Source organism: Bacillus sp. NPDC093026, assembly GCF_044754665.1.
GTDB lineage: Bacteria > Bacillota > Bacilli > Bacillales > Bacillaceae > Bacillus > Bacillus maqinnsis.
Map to the genome: position 1 here is coordinate 123,042 of NZ_JBIVPN010000003.1, position 22,012 is coordinate 145,053.

Annotated in this window: 19 protein-coding genes; 17 read left to right on the forward strand and 2 right to left on the reverse strand. The window is 40.8% G+C overall.

Annotation, left to right across the window (positions count from 1 at the left end; genetic code table 11):
* Positions 1-29: 29 nt before the first annotated feature.
* The 8 genes from dxs to ACIQCE_RS09685 all read left to right on the forward strand — a co-directional run bounded on the left by dxs (position 30) and on the right by ACIQCE_RS09685 (position 10,197).
* Entirely contained in the window at positions 30-1,931 is a 1,902-nt protein-coding gene (gene dxs / locus ACIQCE_RS09650; RefSeq protein WP_400494609.1) for a 1-deoxy-D-xylulose-5-phosphate synthase, read from the forward strand.
* Positions 1,928-2,776 carry a TlyA family RNA methyltransferase gene (locus tag ACIQCE_RS09655; protein ID WP_400494610.1) on the forward strand — a complete coding sequence of 283 codons (849 nt, stop codon included), beginning with the start codon at positions 1,928-1,930 and terminating at the stop codon, positions 2,774-2,776. The genes dxs and ACIQCE_RS09655 overlap by 4 nt, the downstream gene beginning before the upstream one ends.
* 168 nt (positions 2,777-2,944) lie before the next feature.
* Positions 2,945-3,394 (forward strand): transcriptional regulator AhrC/ArgR, encoded by a 450-nt coding sequence (ahrC, locus tag ACIQCE_RS09660; protein ID WP_353855288.1) that lies wholly within the window; start codon positions 2,945-2,947, stop codon positions 3,392-3,394.
* Between the two features lie 36 nt (positions 3,395-3,430).
* On the forward strand, positions 3,431-5,164 hold the full coding sequence (recN, locus tag ACIQCE_RS09665) for a DNA repair protein RecN (RefSeq protein WP_400494611.1): 1,734 nt from the start codon (positions 3,431-3,433) through the stop codon (positions 5,162-5,164).
* Between the two features lie 201 nt (positions 5,165-5,365).
* A complete protein-coding gene (gene spoIVB / locus ACIQCE_RS09670; protein WP_400494613.1) occupies positions 5,366-6,643 on the forward strand; it encodes a SpoIVB peptidase in 1,278 nt (425 codons plus the stop codon).
* Positions 6,644-6,922: 279 nt separating this feature from the next.
* Entirely contained in the window at positions 6,923-7,723 is an 801-nt protein-coding gene (gene spo0A / locus ACIQCE_RS09675; RefSeq protein ID WP_353855291.1) for a sporulation transcription factor Spo0A, read from the forward strand.
* Between the two features lie 405 nt (positions 7,724-8,128).
* Positions 8,129-9,229 (forward strand): response regulator aspartate phosphatase, encoded by a 1,101-nt coding sequence (locus ACIQCE_RS09680; protein ID WP_400494615.1) that lies wholly within the window; start codon positions 8,129-8,131, stop codon positions 9,227-9,229.
* Between the two features lie 230 nt (positions 9,230-9,459).
* Positions 9,460-10,197 (forward strand): glycerophosphodiester phosphodiesterase, encoded by a 738-nt coding sequence (locus ACIQCE_RS09685; RefSeq protein WP_400494617.1) that lies wholly within the window; start codon positions 9,460-9,462, stop codon positions 10,195-10,197.
* An 11-nt stretch (positions 10,198-10,208) separates the two neighbouring features.
* Here ACIQCE_RS09685 and ACIQCE_RS09690 read toward each other — a convergent pair whose 3' ends face one another.
* A complete protein-coding gene (locus ACIQCE_RS09690; protein ID WP_353855294.1) occupies positions 10,209-10,469 on the reverse strand; it encodes a DUF2627 domain-containing protein in 261 nt (86 codons plus the stop codon).
* 154 nt (positions 10,470-10,623) lie between these two features.
* Between ACIQCE_RS09690 and ACIQCE_RS09695 the strand changes: the two genes are divergently transcribed.
* The 9 genes from ACIQCE_RS09695 to ACIQCE_RS09735 all read left to right on the forward strand — a co-directional run bounded on the left by ACIQCE_RS09695 (position 10,624) and on the right by ACIQCE_RS09735 (position 21,106).
* A complete protein-coding gene (locus tag ACIQCE_RS09695) occupies positions 10,624-12,696 on the forward strand; it encodes a sigma 54-interacting transcriptional regulator (protein WP_400494619.1) in 2,073 nt (690 codons plus the stop codon).
* A 125-nt stretch (positions 12,697-12,821) separates the two neighbouring features.
* Entirely contained in the window at positions 12,822-13,727 is a 906-nt protein-coding gene (yqiS, locus tag ACIQCE_RS09700) for a phosphate butyryltransferase (RefSeq protein WP_400494621.1), read from the forward strand.
* 13 nt (positions 13,728-13,740) lie between these two features.
* Positions 13,741-14,835, forward strand: coding sequence for a branched-chain amino acid dehydrogenase (bcd, locus tag ACIQCE_RS09705; protein ID WP_400494622.1), 1,095 nt, complete (start codon positions 13,741-13,743; stop codon positions 14,833-14,835).
* A gap of 33 nt (positions 14,836-14,868) precedes the next feature.
* A complete protein-coding gene (gene buk, locus ACIQCE_RS09710) occupies positions 14,869-15,990 on the forward strand; it encodes a butyrate kinase (RefSeq protein WP_400494624.1) in 1,122 nt (373 codons plus the stop codon).
* Positions 15,980-17,404 (forward strand): dihydrolipoyl dehydrogenase, encoded by a 1,425-nt coding sequence (lpdA, locus tag ACIQCE_RS09715; protein ID WP_400494626.1) that lies wholly within the window; start codon positions 15,980-15,982, stop codon positions 17,402-17,404. Before buk ends, lpdA begins: the two co-directional genes overlap by 11 nt.
* Before the next feature lie 17 nt (positions 17,405-17,421).
* Positions 17,422-18,414: a thiamine pyrophosphate-dependent dehydrogenase E1 component subunit alpha gene (locus tag ACIQCE_RS09720; protein ID WP_400494628.1), complete on the forward strand. Its 993-nt coding sequence runs from the start codon at positions 17,422-17,424 to the stop codon at positions 18,412-18,414.
* Positions 18,415-18,427: 13 nt separating this feature from the next.
* The gene (locus ACIQCE_RS09725; RefSeq protein ID WP_353855300.1) at positions 18,428-19,411 is read left to right on the forward strand and encodes an alpha-ketoacid dehydrogenase subunit beta; all 984 of its coding nucleotides are present in this window, start codon (positions 18,428-18,430) and stop codon (positions 19,409-19,411) included.
* A gap of 18 nt (positions 19,412-19,429) precedes the next feature.
* Positions 19,430-20,695: a dihydrolipoamide acetyltransferase family protein gene (locus tag ACIQCE_RS09730; protein WP_400494631.1), complete on the forward strand. Its 1,266-nt coding sequence runs from the start codon at positions 19,430-19,432 to the stop codon at positions 20,693-20,695.
* A 63-nt stretch (positions 20,696-20,758) separates the two neighbouring features.
* Positions 20,759-21,106 (forward strand): YesK family protein, encoded by a 348-nt coding sequence (locus ACIQCE_RS09735; protein ID WP_400494633.1) that lies wholly within the window; start codon positions 20,759-20,761, stop codon positions 21,104-21,106.
* Here the strand turns inward: ACIQCE_RS09735 and ACIQCE_RS09740 are convergent.
* The gene (locus ACIQCE_RS09740; RefSeq protein ID WP_400494635.1) at positions 21,053-21,946 is read right to left on the reverse strand and encodes a YegS/Rv2252/BmrU family lipid kinase; all 894 of its coding nucleotides are present in this window, start codon (positions 21,944-21,946) and stop codon (positions 21,053-21,055) included. The genes ACIQCE_RS09735 and ACIQCE_RS09740 overlap by 54 nt on opposite strands.
* Between the last annotated feature and the right edge of the window lie 66 nt (positions 21,947-22,012).

Consider the following 22,012-nt stretch of genomic DNA (forward strand, 5'->3'; position numbering starts at 1 on the left):
AAATTTTGTTGAAAGCGAGTTGATCCTGATTGGATCTTTTATCAATAAAAAATCCAACGTTCCTAAAGGGTATGTCAATTGCAGAATTAGAGGAGCTAAGTGCTGACATTCGTACGTTTTTAATTGAGTCTCTGGCTAACTCTGGCGGTCACATTGGTCCAAATCTTGGTGTAGTCGAACTCACCATTGCACTTCATAAAGTATTTGACAGCCCGAAAGACAAATTCCTTTGGGATGTTGGGCATCAGTCTTACGTTCACAAGCTATTAACTGGAAGAGGTGCGGAGTTTGATACACTTCGTCAATATAAAGGTCTCTGCGGTTTTCCTAAACGAAATGAAAGTGAACATGATGTATGGGAGACTGGTCACAGTTCAACCTCATTATCAGGGGCAATGGGTATGGCGGTTGCACGTGATATAAAAGGAACAGATGAATATATTCTCCCAATCATTGGAGATGGTGCATTAACGGGCGGTATGGCATTAGAAGCTTTAAACCATATCGGTGATGAAAAGAAAGACATGATTGTGATTTTAAACGACAATGAGATGAGTATTGCACCGAATGTGGGCGCAATTCACACGATGCTTGGCAGACTGCGGACAGCGGGTAAATATCATTGGGTAAAGGACGAGCTCGAATATTTATTCAAGCGAATTCCTGCGGTGGGCGGAAAACTTGCCGCAACAGCAGAGCGCATTAAAGACAGCTTAAAATACTTGCTTGTCTCCGGCATGTTTTTTGAGGAAATGGGATTTACCTACTTAGGTCCTGTAGATGGTCATTCCTATGAAGATTTATTTGAAAACCTTGAATACGCTAAAAAAACAAAAGGTCCTGTCCTTCTTCATGTGATCACGAAAAAAGGAAAAGGCTACAAGCCAGCAGAATCCGATAAAATTGGAACTTGGCATGGTACAGGTCCTTACAAAATTGATACAGGAGATTTTGTCAAACCGACAGCAGCGGCCCCGTCATGGAGCAGTCTGGTAAGTGAGACAGTTAGGAAACTTGCGCGAGAAGACGAACGAATTGTCGCCATCACACCGGCTATGCCTGTAGGCTCAAAGCTAGAAGAATTTGCAAAAGAATTCCCAGAAAGAATGTTTGATGTTGGGATTGCAGAGCAGCATGCGGCAACAATGGCAGCTGGACTTGCAACACAAGACATGAAGCCATTTCTAGCGATTTATTCAACCTTTCTTCAAAGAGCCTATGACCAGGTGCTTCATGATATTTGCCGGCAGAATCTCAATGTGTTCATCGGGATCGACCGTGCAGGTCTCGTTGGAGCAGATGGAGAAACGCACCAAGGCGTGTTTGACATTGCTTTCTTGCGTCATATGCCGAATATGGTGTTAATGATGCCAAAAGATGAAAATGAAGGACAACATATGGTTCATACAGCAATTCAATATGATGACGGTCCAATCGCAATGCGCTTCCCGCGTGGGAATGGATTAGGTGTCAAAATGGATGAACAGCTAAAAACCATTCCGATTGGGTCATGGGAAGTTCTTCGTCCAGGTAAGGATGCTGTTATTTTAACTTTCGGTACGACAATTAAAATGGCATTGCAGGCAGCAGAAGAATTACAAAAAGAAGGGAAATCTATTCGTGTGGTCAATGCTCGTTTTATCAAACCGCTTGATGAACACATGCTAAATGATATATTATCCGAAGGGATTCCGATTTTGACCATTGAAGAAGCTGTTCTCCAAGGCGGTTTTGGAAGTGCAGTATTAGAATATGTACATGACAAAAAAGCATCACATATAAAGGTAGAACGTATGGGAATCCCAGATGAATTTATTGAGCATGGAAGTGTGGATGCGCTGCTCGAAGAAATTGGTCTGACAAAAACACAGGTTGCTCAGAACTTACGTGACCTGCTTCCCGCAGCACCAAGAAAAGGAATTGGATCATGACTTCAAAGAAAGAACGACTTGACGTTTTATTAGTCGAAAAAGGACTAATGGACACGAGAGAGAAAGCAAAACGAGCCATTATGGCAGGGATCGTTTACTCGAATGAAAATCGCTTGGATAAACCTGGAGAGAAGATCGACCGTGATACACCGCTTACCGTAAAAGGAAATCCTTTGAAATATGTGAGCCGCGGTGGTTTAAAACTTGAAAAAGCGCTAAAGGAATTTGACTTAACTGTAGAAGGGAAGCTGCTTATCGATATCGGCTCATCAACGGGCGGTTTCACAGATTGTGCACTCCAAAATGGCGCAGTCAAATCATACGCAGTGGACGTTGGATACAATCAGCTTGCTTGGAAACTAAGGCAGGATGACCGTGTAATTGTCATGGAACGCACCAATTTCCGTCATTCCGTTCCAGCGGATTTTACTGAAGGTTTGCCTGAGGTTGCGTCAATTGATGTATCCTTTATTTCACTCAAGCTGATCCTCCCAGCATTAAAGCATATTCTTGTTCCGGGTGGTGACTGTATCGCTCTTGTCAAACCTCAATTTGAGGCAGGCAGGGAGCTTGTTGGGAAAAAGGGCATTGTACGAGACCCTTCCGTTCACCTTGGTGTGCTAGAAGAAATAAATCAATTTGCTTCAAAGCAAGGATATGACGTAAAGAATGTTTCTTATTCACCAATTACTGGCGGTGACGGGAACATTGAATTCCTGCTTCATTTGGTGCTTCGTCCAGATCAAGAGAAGAATACGGCTTTGCCGTTTTCAGCGCTCGAAGAGATAGTAAAAGAAGCCCATATAGCACTGAAAGAAAAGAAAAACAATCCGAAAGCTGAGTGAGATCAGATCAATTGATACAGAAGGAATAATAGCTCGCTATTATTCCTTTTTACATGGCAAAAAGACGAGAATTGACAGTTTCTAACGTAATGCTTGTTTTTTAAAGTGCGCATCATATAACATAGAACGTATAGACATTCTGAGAAGAAAACGCCTAGGGGGGTCAAAATGAATAAAGGTCAAAGGCATATTAAGATAAGAGAGATCATTGCGAGTCAAGAAATAGAAACGCAAGATGAATTAGTAGATATTTTGAAAGCTGATGGATATAACGTCACACAAGCAACCGTTTCAAGAGATATTAAAGAATTGCATTTAGTGAAAGTGCCGACGAACAACGGAACGTATAAATACAGTCTTCCTGCCGATCAACGATTTAACCCACTTTCAAAACTAAAGCGTGCCCTCATGGATGCATTCATTAAAATGGACGCAGCCAGCCACTTAATCGTACTGAAAACAATGCCGGGAAACGCTCAGGCCATCGGTGCCTTAATGGATAATTTAGACTGGGAAGAAATCATGGGAACAATTTGTGGTGATGATACCATTTTGATCATTTGCCGTACAACGGATGATGCTGAAACGGTCTCTACCAAAATTCTAGAGCTTCTATAAAAAGTGATAAGGTTGACAAAAAGAGGTGTCAAATGAGTGTTAGCAGAACTAACCATTAAAAACTTTGCAATCATTGAAGAGTTAACGGTTTCATTTGAAAAAGGGCTCACCGTCTTAACGGGGGAAACAGGTGCAGGGAAATCGATTATGATTGATGCTGTTTCACTTCTCGTAGGAGGAAGAGGATCTTCTGAATTTGTTCGATATGGAGAAAAAAAAGCAGAGCTAGAAGGACTTTTTCTTGTGCCGGAACATCATCCAGTTTTTGCATTGTGTGAAGAACAAGGAATTGAAGCGGCTGATGGAATGATAATCCTTCGCCGCGATATTAATAGTAACGGGAAAAGTATCTGCCGCATTAATGGCAAGCTAGTGACCATCTCACTTTTAAGAGAAGTAGGGAGGCTGTTGCTTGATATTCATGGGCAGCACGATAATCAGCTATTGATGGAGGATGAAAATCATCTGCACTTGCTAGACCAATTCGGGGAAGAAGAAATTGCACCTGCCTTGTCTCAATATCGCGAAGTATATGATCAATATATCAAGACCGCCAATAAGCTAAAGAAGCTGTCTGAAAATGAACAAGAAATGGTGCAACGATTAGATTTATTGCAATTTCAGTTTGAAGAGATTGAAGCGGCTCAATTAGAGCCAGGTGAAGATGAAAAGCTTCAAGAAGAGCGCCACCAAATGAGTAACTACGAAAAAATCTATTCCTCTCTTCAAAATGCTTATAATGCTTTGCGTAATGAGCAAGGAGGGCTGGATTGGGTTGGCATGGCTTCAAGTGAGCTTGAGCAGGTATCTAATATCAACGATGATTTAAAGAAGCTGTCGGAGCAAGTCTCGAATTCCTATTACTTATTGGAGGATTCAACTTTCCAAATGCGCGGACTGCTTGATCAATTGGAATTTGACCCAGCACGTCTTGATTTTATTGAGTCTAGGCTAAATGAAATGAAGCACCTGAAGCGAAAATATGGCTCAACTGTTGAGGAAATTTTAGAATATGCTGCAAAAATCGAAGAAGAGATAGATCAAATTCAAAATCGAGACAGCCACTTGCAAACGCTCAAAAACAAGTTGGATGCGATAAGTCGAGATGCATTACTGGAAGCACTTAACGTATCTGAACTTCGCAAAAAATGGGCCAAAAAGTTAGCAAAACAAATTCAAGCTGAATTAAAGGATTTATATATGGAGAAGTCATCCTTTGATACGGATTTTGCGATTCGCTATGCGCCTTTTGGCAGTAGTGATTGCCCATTTTTAGATGGAAAACCAGTTCAGCTTGGGAAAAACGGAATAGACCAAGTGCAATTTGTGATCTCAACAAATCCCGGTGAACCGATGAAATCTTTATCAAAAGTAGCATCAGGCGGAGAAATTTCACGTGTTATGCTTGTTGTGAAAAGCATTTTTTCTGCCAAACAAGATGTCACGTCCATTATTTTTGACGAAGTTGATACAGGTGTCAGCGGCAGAGTAGCACAGGCCATTGCTGAAAAAATTCATAAAGTTGCGGCAGGCTCACAAGTGCTATGCATCACGCATTTACCGCAAGTTGCTGCGATGGCTGATACACATCTGTTTATATCTAAACGCTCTAAAGCTGGAAGAACATTAACAAGTGTGAAGCCATTAAGTCACGAAGAGAAAATCAATGAAATCGGGCGAATGATTGCGGGTGTTGAAGTAACCGAGTTGACAAAACAGCATGCAAAAGAATTATTACACCAAGCAAATAATGTCAAAACGACAGGGTAGCTGGATAATTAGCTACCCTCATTATGTTGTCTCAAATTCGCTGTATATACGCATGAAATCGTCTTTTTCTTTTATCAATTTATCCAATCATTTTCTAAACGACTCGGTTATAAATCCAAGCTAAGAAGGCAAAAGTAAAGATGTAGCCAAAACAATCACATTGTTCTGGTGTGGGTAAGGAGCGAGGAGAGTGAAAAATGAATGCCCGAAAAGATGAGAAAAGCCATTGGTGTAATTCTCCTTGTTTCTTTAATAAGTACAGGGTTTATGAGCATAGTGAAGCAATATGTCAGTATTCCAACGAATGTCACTGTATTTGAAAAAGAGCAGCAATCGATTAAAACATCAATTGAAGCTTCAGCAAATGCCTCTTCAACTGCCTTTCGTCTGTCAGAGAAAAAGAATCAGCTTGAAGTGACTGGGCAAAAGGCTGGAAAAGCCGAAATTGTTTATGATTTTAAAGGGTTTCCTATTAAGAAAACAAAAGTCGATGTTCTTCCAGAATTAAAAGTCGTTCCTGGAGGACAGTCCATTGGTGTCAAGCTCCATTCCGTTGGTGTTCTCGTTGTGGGGTTTCATCAAATCACAACGGCAGACGGCAAAAAATCGCCAGGTGAAGCCGCAGGTATTCAATCAGGGGATATGATTATGGAAATTAACGGTCAAAAAATGGAGAAGATGAATGACCTCACCCCATTTATTCAAAAAGCAGGTAAAACAGGGGAAACACTTTCTTTACTGATTAAAAGAGATCATAAGACGTTTCAAACAAGATTAACACCAGCAAAAGATGAAAGTGAAGGAATTTATCGCATTGGTCTCTACATTCGTGATTCCGCAGCAGGGATCGGAACTATGACATTCTTTGAACCGACATCTAAAAAGTATGGTGCACTCGGACATGTGATTTCTGACATGGATACAAAAAAACCAATCGTTGTCGATAACGGAGAAATTGTGAGATCGACTGTGACCTCAATTGAAAAAGGGTCAGATGGTAATCCTGGAGAAAAATTAGCCAAATTTTCAACAGAACGAAAAACAATTGGTGATATCTCACGCAACAGTCCATTCGGTATATTCGGTAAACTAACTGAAAAGCTCGAAAATCATGTAGTGGATAAAGCACTTCCAGTCGCTTTATCGAATGAAGTAAAAGAGGGACCGGCAGAAATTTTAACGGTTGTCGATCATGATAAAGTTGAAAAATTTGATATCAAAATTGTCAGTACAACACCACAAAAGTTCCCAGCGACAAAAGGGATGGTACTAAAAATAACAGATGAACGGTTACTCAGCAAAACCGGCGGCATTGTTCAAGGCATGAGTGGAAGTCCAATCATCCAAAATGGCAAAATCATTGGTGCAGTTACTCACGTATTCGTGAATGACCCAACAAGCGGTTATGGAGTACACATTGAATGGATGCTTTCAGAAGCAGGGATTGACCTTTATCAAAAAAACAAAAAAGCTAGCTGAAGAAAAACTGCCGAAAATGAGGCAGTTTTTTTCTCCCTTACTTTCTAGGTAATCGTGTTATAATATAGGAAAAAGAGATTTTTCGACAAAATGGAAAATGAAATGTTGTCAAATTGTATTTATCGTCGAATAGTTAAGAAAAACGTAGAAAAAGCTAGATAATGCTCTATTATTCGGAAATTTAAAGTTTTTTAAAGGGGATAGCTTGGTTTTGTCGAATTGAACACTCAGAAGAGAATTTCAAAAGAATAAAGGAATCGACATTGGGGAGGAAAGAACGTGGAGAAAATTAAAGTGTGTGTAGCTGATGACAATCGAGAACTTGTTGGCCTTTTGACAGAGTATATTGAAGGACAAGAAGATATGGAAGTACTTGGCGTGGCGTATAATGGTCAGGAGTGTCTGACATTATTTAAAGATAAAGAGCCTGACGTTCTCCTCTTAGATATTATCATGCCTCATTTAGACGGTCTTGCAGTACTTGAACGACTTCGTGATTCTGATATGACTAAACAGCCAAGTGTTATTATGCTGACGGCGTTTGGACAAGAAGATGTGACGAAAAAGGCAGTCGATTTAGGCGCTTCCTACTTCATTTTAAAGCCATTTGATATGGAAAACCTTGTAGGTCATATTCGTCAAGTCAGTGGAAACGGCACACAAATCACACATCGATCTTCATCTATCCAAAGCAGTGTCCTTCGAAACAAACCTGAACCGAAACGTAAAAACTTAGATGCCAGCATTACAACGATTATTCATGAGATCGGTGTTCCAGCCCATATTAAAGGGTATCTATACTTAAGGGAAGCCATTTCAATGGTTTACAATGACATTGAACTTCTTGGGAGCATCACAAAAGTTTTATATCCAGACATTGCAAAGAAATTCAACACCACCGCTAGCAGAGTGGAGCGAGCGATTCGTCATGCAATTGAAGTAGCTTGGAGCAGAGGAAACATTGATTCCATTTCTTCGCTCTTTGGCTATACTGTCAGTATGTCTAAAGCCAAACCAACTAACTCCGAATTCATTGCCATGGTTGCAGACCGCCTGCGTCTAGAGCATAGAGCAAGCTAATACTTTACCACATAAAAAGCGTTTCTTGATTGAAACGTTTTTTTATTTTGTCTAGGTCAAAAAATGGTTCGATTATTTTCATAAGAAAATGAAAAAGAAAGCATGAATGAAAATAAAATGACATAAAGTAGTGATAATCAGCTGCGTTATTCAATCAATGGTATTGTGTGAAAGAACAAAAAATTCTCGACCATCAGAAAAGAGTGGGAGAACAAAATCTTATGTGTTGGAAGATAAATCAAATAAGATCAAAAGTTCTAATTCTATTTACCTGATTGATTGACGTTTTAAAGTCAATGGCTTCTTTGAGGTTGTGCCATTTGTACTGAATATTCCCCTTGACGAATTTAATAATTTTCACAATCTTTTACTATGCTATAATAATGAAAAGAAGAGGGTGAGGTTATGGGAAAGCTGAAGATCCACTCTGCTGAGGTTGCAAACGAAATTAGCAAGTGGACGAGGGTCATTTCTCAAAATGATCTAGAAAAATCTGCTGTCTATAAAGATAAAATTCAGAATTTGCTAAAAAATACAGACGAGGACAGAGAAGTTCTCCTTTATTACCAGCTCGTTGATGGCAGGCATGAAATGTTACTTGGAAATATTGAAAAAGCCAATCAGATCATGAAAAGTGTCGGAACGTTAGATGAAAAAGCAGATGACATTATCAATTTTTACTTTTACTTTTACAAAGGCCAATATGCCGCCTATGTGAAAAAGTATGATGAGGCGATAAGTTTCTACAAGATTGCAGAACAGCGTTTAAAACGTGTGAATGAAGATCTGGAAGTCGGAACATTTCACCACAAAGTCGCTTCCATCTATTACGAGTTGAAGCAAAACTTTATTTCCATTAACCATATTAAAAAAGCGATCGATACATTCAAAGCGCATGAAGAATATACAGCGCAGGCGATTGATAGTTTAATTTTACATGCGAGCAATTGTATTGATCTATTCCAATTTGATGAAGCGGAGTCTAAATACCAAGAGGCTTTGGAAAAAAGTAAGCGCATGAACAATGAAGTGCTCATTGGAAAGTGCTATCACAACTTGGCTGTGCTGTATTATGCAAAGCGCGATTATGAGAAATGTTTGGAATATGCAAAAAAAGGAATGGGGATTCAAATTCATCGTGACAATAGCCATTATTACATTCAATCCTTATATGTACTAACGAACGCTATGGTTCATTTAGGACTTCATGAGGCGAAAGAATATGTAAAACAGGGGATTCAATACAGTTGCGATATCCAAAATGATGAATATATAGTAAAATTTGAAATTTTAGATTTAATGTGCGAAAATAGTGAAGCGGCAGACATATTCTCTGAAAAATTAGACTACATAGAAAAAAATAGATTATATGTGGAGCTTGAGGATTTGTCTGAACAAATATCGAAATATTTCAAGGAACGAAATGATTATCAAAATGCCATGCGTTTTCTTGAAAAGAAATTCGATGCGCAAATACTTCAAAAGAAAGTGGAGGTTATTCTATGAAAAAGTTGTTGTTAGGTGTAACAGTCGTTACAGCAGTCGCAGTTGTTTCTTCCCTTTTTGCTCTTGACGCAGAGACGACAGAGCAAGCCATCAGAGCGATTACGTGATCAAAAACATCTATACAACCTCTTCTGTCTCTGTAGGAAGAGGTTTTTTTATATGTCTTCAAACTGGAAAAATAGAAAAAAACACGTCATAATAGATGTACGCATTATATTTAGAGGTGACATATGACGAAAATTTTTGCGCATAGAGGCTTTAAAGGAATTTATCCTGAAAACACCATGATAGCCTTTGAACATGCAATGAACTCTGGAGCCGACGGGATTGAGCTTGATGTTCAGCTAACGAAAGACGGCAGACTGGCTGTCATTCACGATGAAAAGCTAAACCGTACAACGAATCTAAAAGGCTTAGTAAAAGACCATACATATGAAGAATTAAAAGCAGCGGATGCAAGTCATACTTTTTTTGAAAAAACAGGAGCTGTATCGATTCCACTTTTAGAGGAAGTGTTAGAGCTTGTTGTGCCAAAATCGTCTTTACTCATCAATATCGAACTGAAAAACTCGATTTTTCGATATCCAGGTATAGAAGAAAAAGTGAAAGAACAAATTGAGCACTTTCAAATAGAGGATCGGGTGCTTGTCTCTTCGTTCCACCACGGAAGTTTAGCCCATTTCCACAAGCTCATGCCAGATGTTGAGCTTGCTGTGCTGACAATGGATGTCATTCATCAGCCTGAAGTGTATATTAAGACGATACCGGCAAAGGGTTACCATCCGAATATGAAGGGAGCAGGGGTGACAAAAGAGGTCGTAACCGCTCTTCAGTCAACGCATCAAGCGATCAGACCATTTACTGTGAATAGTGAAAAACAAATGAAAAAGATGTTTTCCTTAGGTGTAGATGGCATTTTCACTGATTTCCCTGACCGTGCAGTAAAAATAAGAGATGAAATGAAATAAAGACTTGCCGATTATGGCAAGTCTTTTTTGATTGTTCGCTTTTGTTTAAAGCGATTTGCGACTTTATTTCGTTTGCGGTCTCTGTATAAAATAAATCCAGCCAGAACATACAGTCCTGCTCCTAAAAATAATAACCCTGCAATTCCTTGCAACCACAAAAATGGAAATGGCGCAATAATGATCCCAAACACGGTATCACGGAGCAGCTTAATCCCAAGAGCGGCTAAGGCGCCAGGTATCAATATAATGACTAATGCAAGTATTCTCCCCATCAAATATCCCCTTAAACGTCATTTACTTTTATTGTCTAATTCAAAAAATATTTTGTCAAGAAAGGAAAACGTGGTAATATAAGAGTTGTGCAATTTTTTGCAACGGAAGAATATAGTATAGTATGCAAAATTTTTCATATAAAGGGGTAATGGGATGCAGAGAGTCTTGATTGTCGGTGCAGGACAAGGTGGATCAGCTTTGCTGGAAACATTGTTGAAAACAAATATGATTCAAATCATTGCAATCGCCGATCTTGATCTTGGGGCGCCGGGGATGGAAGAGGCGAAAAAGAATGGAATTAGGACGACAACAAATTGGAAAGAATACATAAAAGATGATATTGATATCATCATTGAAACAACAGGAAGCTCAACTGTCTTAAAAGAGCTGATAGAAGAAAAGCCTGAGGATGCCGTCATTGTACCTAGTTCCATGGCATACGTGATTTCTGAGTTAATGGAAGAAAAACAACAGCTTATCCAAATGCTAAAAGAACAAACCTATAAACATGACCGCATTTTTAATGCGACCAATGACGGCATGATTTTTATTAATATGGACGAACAAGTTGTTCTGTTTAATCGCTCAGCTGCTAAGATGGTGGGGTGTTCTCAAAAAGACGCAATAGGCCGACACATTAGAGAAGTGATTCCGAACACGAAACTTCCTGATATTTTAAGATCAAGAGAGCCGGAATTTAACCAAAAACAATTTTTGAATCAACATATACAAATTGTGACAACGCGTCTTCCGATCATTGATGATGCTGGGAAAATGTTAGGTGCCTTGTCTATTTTTAAAGATATTACAGATGCGGTAGAGCTTGCTGAGGAAGTGACGAACCTAAAGGAAGTTCGTACGATGCTAGAAGCTATCATTCAATCATCAGATGAAGCCATATCAGTCGTCGATGAAGAGGGCAAGGGTATTCTAATTAACCGTGCTTATACGAAAATGACCGGTTTAACGGATAAAGAGGTTGTTGGTAAGCCTGCGGGTGCAGACATTTCTGAAGGGGAAAGTATGCATTTGAAGGTACTTGAAACAAGAAGACCGGTTCGAGGCGTGAGAATGAAGGTGGGTCCGAATAAAAAAGATGTGATCGTGAACGTAGCACCTGTCATTGTTGATGGCATTCTTAAGGGTAGTGTAGGGGTGATTCACGACGTGTCTGAAATTCAATCACTCACCAATGAATTAAATAAAGCGAGACAACTCATTCGCACACTTGAAGCGAAGTACACCTTTGAAGACATCATTGGAGAAAGTGAACAAATGCTTGTTGCGCTAGAACAGGCAAAGCTTGGTGCGAAAACACCTGCAACGATTTTACTCCGAGGGGAATCAGGTACCGGGAAAGAACTGTTTGCGCACGCCATCCATAATGAAAGTGATCGGAAATATAACCGATTTGTCCGGGTAAACTGTGCGGCATTGTCAGAGACTCTCTTAGAATCAGAGCTTTTCGGATATGAAGAGGGGGCGTTTTCTGGTGCAAGACGCGGCGGGAAAAAAGGTCTGTTTGAAGAAGCGAATCAAGGCAGTATCTTTCTTGATGAGATTGGTGAAATGACCCCAAGTACACAGGCGAAATTACTTCGCGTCATGCAAGAGAAGGAAATCGTCAGAGTGGGCGGAACAAAGGCAATTCCAGTAGATGTCCGTGTAATTACGGCGACAAATGTCAATATTGAAAAAGCAATGGCGGAAGGAAAATTCCGTGAGGACTTATATTATCGAATGAACCGATATCCGATATCGATTCCCCCGCTTAGGCAACGTCTCGAAGATATTGAGTCATTAAGTAAACGATTGATTCAAAAAATTAATTTAGATTATGGACGGAATGTCCACGGTTTAACAGAGAAAGCACTTCATAGGCTGCGTACGTACAGTTGGCCTGGGAATGTAAGAGAGCTCGAGAATGTTCTAGGACGAGCCATGATCTTTTTAAATCCACAAGAAGAGTGGATAGATGAAGGGCATATTGCTTTCATGGAGACGGAAGAAAATGAAGAAAAAGAGAAAAATGGTTTTGTTATAGATCAGTATGAGGGCGAAACATTGTCAGACGCTGTAGAAGCATTTGAAGCTCAGCTCATCAAAAAAACCCTTGAAAAGCATCAATTCAATCGGACGAAAACAGCTAAAACATTAGGGATTAGCATTCGGAACCTTTACTATAAAATGGATAAATATGAACTTGCAAAAGATAGCATGCAATAAAATGCACGTTACCTGCAAAGAATTGCACTGTGCGATAGCTAAAAGGTATTTTACCTATAGTTTTTAAGCTGGCACACAACTTGCATAAAAAAAGGTGAACTGAGCATAAGGAAAGGTGGGCATGTATGAAGCTTGACGATCTGATTATTAAAGCCTCTAAGCTTCAGAATAAAACAGCGGCTGTAGCTCATGCAGAAGACGAAGAGGTGCTTCTTGCCATTAAAATGGCCATTGAACGAAAGGTTGCTCGCTTCTTGCTGGTTGGCAACAAACGCAACCTAAAAGAGCTAGTAAAACAGCATGAGATCAATGAAGGCTGGATAGATATTATACATTCTGATTCACCCGAAGAATCTGCGAAAATCGCCGTGCAGGCAGTCAGTGAGAACCATGCAGATATATTGATGAAGGGCCATGTGCCAACTGCAGTACTTTTAAAAGCCGTGTTAAATAAAGAATACGGTCTCCGTACAACCAGTGTTTTATCACATGTTGCGGCATTTGAAGTACCGGGATTCGACCGCTTTATTTATGTAACAGATTCTGCGATGAATATCGCACCGGACTTAAAAATGCTCAAAGAAATTACGATCAATTCAGTTCAAGTAGCGCATGCCGTCGGCAACGACATGCCAAAGGTGGCTGTATTATCTGCGATAGAGGTTGTAAACCCTGCAATGGATTCAACCTTGACGGCAGCAAGTCTTGCACAAATGAATCGACGAGGTCAAATTTCCGGCTGCCTGATTGATGGGCCTCTCGCTTTAGATAATGCCATTTCTCAATCGGCTGCTTCTCATAAAAATATTACGAGTGATGTAGCCGGAGATGCAGATATTTTGCTTGTTCCAACAATTGAAGCAGGCAACATCTTATATAAATCACTTATTTACTTTGCGCACGCAAAAGTGGGAGCAGTGGTAGCAGGAGCAAAGGCACCGATTGCTTTAACAAGCCGGTCCGACTCAGCCGAAAGTAAGCTTTATTCAATTGCACTTGCCATCTGTACATCAAATGAAGTGGAACAATAGGAGGATATGAACAATGGAGCTTTTTAAATATATGGAAAGATATGATTATGAACAGCTTGTTTTTTGTCAAGATGAACAGTCTGGCTTAAAGGCCATTATTGCTATACATGATACGACACTTGGTCCAGCACTTGGTGGAACGAGAATGTGGACATATGAAAATGAAGAAGCAGCGATTGAAGATGCTCTTCGTCTTGCAAAAGGGATGACGTATAAAAATGCAGCAGCAGGGTTAAATCTAGGCGGTGGGAAAACGGTCATCATTGGCGATCCGAGAAAGGACAAAAATGAAGAAATGTTTCGAGCGTTTGGGCGGTACATTCAAGGACTTAATGGCCGCTACATCACAGCAGAAGATGTAGGAACAACTGTAGAAGATATGGATCTCATTCATGAGGAAACCGACTTCGTAACAGGTATTTCTCCTGCATTCGGCTCATCTGGGAATCCATCTCCTGTGACAGCCTACGGTGTGTATAAAGGAATGAAAGCCGCTGCAAAAGCCGCATTCGGCACAGATTCACTAGAAGGAAAAACGATCGCCGTACAAGGTGTTGGGAATGTCGCCTACAATCTTTGCAAACATCTTCATGAAGAAGGTGCACAGCTGATTGTAACAGATATCAACAAAGACTCTGTTCAGCGTGCCGTCGAGGACTTTGACGCAAAGGCTGTAGACCCTGACGATATTTATGATCAAGATTGTGATATTTATGCACCGTGTGCACTTGGCGCAACAATCAATGATATGACGATTCCGAAATTAAAGGCAAAAGTCATCGCTGGTGCTGCGAATAATCAATTGAAAGAAACCCATCACGGTGATTTGATTCATGAAATGGGCATTGTGTATGCACCTGATTATGTCATCAATGCAGGTGGTGTGATTAACGTTGCAGATGAGCTGTATGGATATAATGCTGATCGTGCCATGAAAAAGGTCGAAGGCATCTATCAAAATATTGAGCGTGTCATTGAAATCTCAAACCGTGATGCTATCCCAACATATAAAGCAGCAGACCGTTTAGCTGAAGAGCGAATTGAAAGAATGCGTAAATCAAGAAGTCAATTTCTGCAAAATGGTCAACATATTTTAAGCCGTCGCTAATTTGATGAATGAGTTGAAACGGAGGTTTTGTTTTTGCTGACAAAAGAATGGCGTATTCTCACTATTAATCCAGGCTCTACTTCAACAAAAATTGGTGTGTTTCATAACGATCGATCGATCTTTGAAACAACACTTAGACATACAGATGAGGAATTGAAGAAATTTCCTCATATCATTGATCAATTCTCATTTCGTAAGGAAAAGATTTTGGAAACACTTCATGAGCAGGGAATGAACATCTCTAAATTTGATGCAGTTTGTGCCCGCGGCGGTCTTCTTCGTCCGATTGAAGGCGGGACGTATGAAGTAAATGAGCAGATGGTTCAGGACTTAAAAGAAGGTTATGCAGGTCAGCATGCTTCCAATTTGGGCGGAATCATTGCAAGAGAAATTGCACTTGGTCTCAATATACCTGCGTTTATTGTTGATCCAGTTGTGGTGGATGAACTAAAGCCGATTGCTCGAATATCTGGTTTGCCAACCATTGAACGTAAAAGTATTTTCCATGCACTGAATCAAAAAGCTGTCGCAAGAAGAACAGCTGCTTCATTTGGGAAACGTTATGAGGATTTAAACATGATCATTACGCATATGGGCGGCGGCATTACAATTGGTGTTCATGAAAAAGGGAAGGTCATTGATGTCAATAATGGACTGCATGGTGAAGGTCCTTTTAGTCCAGAACGGGCAGGTACAATCCCAACAGGAGATCTCGTCAATCTTTGCTTCTCTGGAGAATACACACAAGAGGAGATGCTTAAGCGCATTATTGGTGAAGGCGGTCTTGCAGGCTATCTTGGCACGACAGATGCTGTAAAAGTAGAGAAAATGATTGAAGCAGGTGATGAGCGTGCTGCACTCATCTATGAAGCGATGTGCTATCAAATCGCAAAAGAAATTGGAGCCGCAAGTGCTGTCTTAAAAGGAGTAGTTGATGTCATTGTCTTAACGGGCGGTCTTGCGTACAGCAAAAAAATCACCTCAAGTATTAGAGGCTATATCGACTGGATTTCAGATGTCGTGGTATATCCAGGTGAAAACGAATTGCAATCCTTAGCAGAAGGTGCACTACGTATTTTAAAAGAAGAAGAAGCAGCGAAAGAATATCCAAATGATCAAAGGGAGAAGAAAGGAGTGACAAGTCATGGCAACTGAATATGACCTCGTCATTCTTGGTGGAGGCACAGGCGGCTATGTTGCTGCCATTCGTGCCTCGCAACTTGGATTGAAAACAGCAGTTGTAGAAAAAGCAAAGCTTGGAGGAACATGTCTTCATAAAGGCTGTATTCCATCTAAAGCGTTACTTAGAAGCGCAGAAGTGTACCAAACAGTAAAGCGTGCAGCAGATTTTGGCGTTGAGACAAATGAAGCAACCTTACAGTTCAAAAGCGTACAAAAAAGAAAATCAGATATTGTTGAGAAATTAGCTGGCGGCGTCAAACATTTGATGAAGCAAGGGAAAATTGATGTATACGAGGGGATTGGCCGTATCCTCGGTCCTTCTATTTTTTCACCCATGCCGGGAACCATTTCAGTCGAAATGACGAATGGAGACGAAAACGAGATGCTTATCCCAAAGCAGGTCATCATTGCTACTGGATCAAGACCGCGTGTACTGCCGGGTCTTGAGGTAGATGGTACGCACATTTTATCATCAGATGAAGCACTTGAACTAAATGAACTTCCCCAGTCTATGTTGATTGTAGGCGGCGGTGTTATTGGTATTGAATGGGCATCAATGATGAACGATTTTGGTGTGAAAGTGACTGTGATCGAGTTTGCTGATCGCATTTTACCAACAGAGGACAGGGACATTTCTAAAGAAATGGAAAAGCTCTTATCAAAAAAAGGCATTACATTTATCACAAATGCGAAAGTCCTTCCGGATACAGTAGAAAAGCATGAACACCTTGTCAAAATTCAAGCTGAAAAAGGTGGAGACATCCAGTCCTTTGAAGCGGAAAAACTGTTACTTTCTGTTGGGCGTGTTCCGAATATTGAAGGGATCGGTCTTGAAAACACTGAGATCCAAACAGAGAAACACGGCATTGTGGTGAATGAACATTATCAAACGAAAGAATCTCATATTTACGCGATAGGAGATGTGATTGGTGGACTTCAGCTTGCACATGTGGCTTCGCATGAGGGCTTAATTGCCGTGGAACATATGGCTGGAAAAAAACCGAAACCGCTTGATGAAACACTTGTGTCAAAATGTGTATACTCTCATCCAGAAACAGCAAGTGTTGGACTGACTGAACAGGCAGCAAAAGAGCAAGGCTATGAAGTCAAGATTGGTAAGTTTCCTTTCATGGCTATTGGAAAAGCGCTTGTATTTGGCGAATCAGATGGATTTGTCAAAATCATTGCAGACAAAAAAACAGATGACATTTTAGGGATTCATATGATTGGTCCTCATGTAACAGATATGATATCTGAAGCTGGATTAGCCAAAGTGCTTGATGCAACGCCGTGGGAAGTGGGTCAAACGATTCATCCTCACCCAACTTTGTCAGAGGCGATTGCAGAAGCAGCACTTGCTGTTGAAGGTAAGGCGATCCATTTTTAATCAAGGAGGGAAACATGATGAGTAACATGCGTCATCAAGAATTAGGATTATCAGATGAACAAGCAATTGACATATATAAGACGATGCTTCTTGCGAGAAAAATCGATGAACGGATGTGGCTGTTAAATCGTTCAGGAAAAATTCCGTTCGTGATTTCTTGCCAAGGACAGGAAGCGCAGCAAGTCGGAGCTGCCTTTGCATTAGATAGAGAACAGGATTACTTATTACCTTACTACCGTGACATGGGACTTGTACTTGCGTTTGGAATGACGGCCAAAGATTTGATGATGTCAGGTTTTGCGAAAAAGGACGATCCGAACTCAGGTGGAAGACAAATGCCAGGTCATTTTGGGCAAAAATCAAACCGAATTGTGACAGGATCGTCTCCTGTGACGACACAAGTGCCGCATGCAGTTGGTATTGCACTCGCTGGGAGACTAGAGCAAAAGAACTTTGTCAGCTTTGTCACATTTGGAGAGGGCTCTTCGAACCAAGGTGATTTCCATGAAGGAGCAAACTTTGCTGCTGTGCATAAATTGCCAGTTATTTTCATGTGCGAAAATAATAAATATGCGATTTCCGTTCCATATGACAAACAAGTGGCATGTGAACGTATTTCTGATCGAGCGATTGGTTACGGTATGCCGGGTGTAACAGTGGATGGGAATGATCCGCTTGAAGTATATGCAGCAGTCAAAGAGGCAAGAGACCGTGCGATAAGAGGTGAAGGTCCAACATTGATCGAGGCAATTTCCTACCGCTTAACTGCGCATTCAAGTGATGACGATGATTCAAGCTATCGAGAAAAAGAAGAAGTGCTCGAAGCAAGAAAGAAAGACCCACTCATTCAATATGAAACCTACTTAATTGAAGGAAACATCATGACCTCTGACATGAAAGAAGAGATGTCTAAAGAAATCATGCAAATTGTAAACGAAGCTACTGATGAAGCGGAAAACGCAGCTTATGCAGATGCAGAAAGTGCGCTTCGTTATGTGTATGCGGAGTAAGGGGGAAGAAAAAGTGCCTGTTATATCATATATAGACGCCATTACACTGGCAATGAAAGAAGAAATGGAACGTGATCCGAAAGTGTTTGTGCTCGGAGAGGATGTTGGGAAAAAAGGCGGCGTGTTTAAAGCGACATCTGGTCTTTATGAACAATTTGGAGAAGCGCGCGTGATAGATACACCACTTGCAGAATCAGCCATTGCTGGTGTTGGCATCGGGGCAGCCATGTATGGAATGCGCCCGATTGCAGAAATGCAATTTGCGGATTTTATTATGCCTGCTGTCAACCAAATTATTTCAGAGGCTGCAAAGATTAGATACCGCTCAAATAATGATTGGAGTTGTCCGATGGTCATCCGTGCACCTTATGGTGGCGGTGTTCATGGTGCGCTGTATCATTCTCAATCGGTTGAAGCCATTTTTGCAAATCAGCCTGGTTTAAAGATTGTCATGCCTTCTACACCTTATGATGTAAAAGGGCTACTGAAGGCCGCAGTGCGTGATCCGGATCCTGTATTGTTCTTTGAACACAAACGTGCATACAGACTCATTAAAGGCGAAGTGCCGGAAGAGGATTATACTCTCCCAATTGGGAAAGCAGATGTGAAACGTGAAGGGGACGATATCACTGTGATGACGTATGGCTTATGTGTACACTTTGCCATGCAAGCAGCAGATCGTCTTGCGAAGGACGGCATTTCTGCTCATATCCTAGATTTACGAACAGTTTACCCGCTTGATCAAGAAGCGATTATCGAAGCGGCATCGAAAACAGGGAAAGTTCTTCTATTAACGGAAGATACAAAAGAAGGAAGCATTATGAGTGAAGTTGCGGCCATTATTTCGGAACATTGCTTATTTGATTTAGATGCGCCAATTAAACGACTAGCAGGCCCTGATATTCCTGCAATGCCTTATGCGCCGACAATGGAGAAATTTTTCATGGTTAACCCAGATAAAGTAGAAGCTGAAATGAGAGCGCTAGCTGCATTTTAAGAAAGAGGAGGATTTCAAGTGGCTATTGAACAAATGAAAATGCCTCAGCTAGGTGAAAGTGTAACAGAAGGAACCATTAGCAAATGGCTCGTTGCACCTGGCGATCATGTGAATAAATACGATCCGATTGCAGAAGTGATGACGGATAAAGTAAACGCAGAGGTTCCGTCATCCTTTACGGGGACGATTGCAAAGCTATCGGCTGAAGAAGGCGATACACTTCAAGTAGGGGAAGTGTTTTGTGAAATTGAAGTAGAAGGCAGCGGTAGCCCACAACAGAGCGCAAAAGAAGAAAGAGCACCTGAACAAAAAGAAGCGGCGGCTGTTGATCAAATAGAGACAGATCAAAGTCAAAAGAAGCGTTATTCCCCAGCAGTACTACGTTTAGCAGAAGAGCATGGAATTGATTTGTCAACTGTTCAAGGGACAGGAGCAGGCGGACGAATTACAAGAAAAGATTTATTGCAAGTGATAGAAAATGGAGGCACTGAAGAGAAGGCAGCTTCCATGACAAATCATACAGACGTTCAAACGGAGCCTGTGCAGTCAACTCAAGAACAAACTGCATCTTCTATCGCGAGAATGTCTGGTGACGTCGAGCTACCAGTGACACCGATCAGACAGGCGATTGCAGCAAATATGCTAAGAAGCAAACATGAAATTCCGCATGCATGGACCATGATGGAGGTTGACGTGACAAACCTTGTGTCGCGAAGAAATCAACTGAAGGACCAGTTTAAAGCAAAAGAAGGGTTTAATTTGACATTCTTTGCGTTCTTTGTAAAAGCTGTGGCACAGGCATTGAAGGAATTCCCAGAAATAAATAGCATGTGGGCAGGAGATAAAATTGTCCAAAAGAAAGCTATCAATATATCCATTGCAGTTGCAACAGAGGATGCTCTTTTTGTACCAGTTATTAAGGATGCTGATGAAAAGACAATTAAAGGCATTGCCAAAGAAATCCATGAGCTGGCAGTCAAAGTTCGCCAAGGTAAGCTAAAGCAGAGTGATATGGAAGGCGGCACGTTCACGGTGAACAACACTGGATCATTTGGTTCTATTCAGTCAATGGGCATTATTAATTATCCTCAAGCGGCGATCTTGCAGGTTGAGTCCATCGTGAAGCGACCAATGATTGTAAATGGGATGATTGCGGCAAGAGATATGGTCAATCTTTGTTTATCACTGGATCACAGGGTACTCGATGGTCTTGTATGCGGCCGCTTCCTTCAGAGAGTGAAACAAATTCTTGAAGGAATTGACGAACAAACATCAGTTTATTAAACGACTTTTCCCCCTCCATACGATGAGAGGGGGATTTTCCATCAAAGAGAAAGGAGCGGCAGTATGTCGGGATTAGACTTTTTTGCGTTTCTGACAATCGGACTCATGTTTATAACGGCGATTGCGCTTGCATTTCTTCGATATATTTCGAAATCACGCAATCATCCTGAGAAATTATTCCTCTTATTATCCATCGTTTCGTTCATTCAAATGGCGTACTGCTTGTTCATTGTCGGCGGATTTAAAGGGGCTGCGAATAGCTTTCTAGGCGTCTCGTTGCTGCTTGGTATACACTTGAATATTTATACAGACGCTATATCAAAAAAACGCCCGAATCCAAATGAATTCGGGCGTTTTTTATTCTGCTGGAACAATAAAGGTCAGGTGCTGTTTAAGAACCTCAAGATGTGAGGGTGCTTTCATGTAGACTTCACCATCTGTATCTGCATCCATCTCCTTTTTTGTTAGAATATTGATGTGAGACGCCTGTATGAGGGATAAGTCACCTGTAAAATCCTCTAGTTCTTCTCGATTCATTGAAAAAATTTCTTTTAAAGCAGAGAAACTTGTGTTTCTGCAAATCAAAATTTCGGCTTTTCCGTCATCAATCGCTGCATTCGGTAAATCGATTTTATTTGTTCCGATGTATTGCCCATTCATGACAAGAACGATGACGGCTTCTTCTTCCCAGTTTTCCTTTTCAGTTTCAATCCGAACGTGAAAAGGCTCGGTTTGCTGAAGTGTCCGAATGGCGCTTGTGAAATAACTGATTTTACCGAGCACGGCTTTTTCTTTGTCATTAATATTATTTGAGGTTTCTGCAATGAGCCCGATTCCCCAGAAGTTTAAAAGGTATCGATCCTCGGCTTTGATCAAGTCAACCTTTTTTTCAGTCCCATTCACGATCATTTGAGCTGCTTTTTGTATTTGTTGCGTCATTCCAAGTGTTCTAGAGAAATCATTACACGTCCCTCCCGGCAAAATGGCAACTGCAGGCCTTTTTGTTAAACCGGCAATTCCATTGATACACTCATGAACGGTTCCATCACCGCCTAATATGATTAGTAGCTCAATCGTCTCATCAATCGTGCGGCAAAAATGATAGGCATCCTCAGGCTGTCTAGTAGGTTTAAGAATGAGTTCATCGATATGTAGAGAGAGGAGAGGCACTGTTTGAGCTAGTATTTTTTCAATGTTTTTTTGTCCAGCATTTCCATTATAAATGAGCATTGCTTGATTAAATTGTGCCACGGCGCGGTTCTCCCTTCCAACTTTTTATTCATCACTTTTCCCCAATTTGGCATCTCATAAACGATG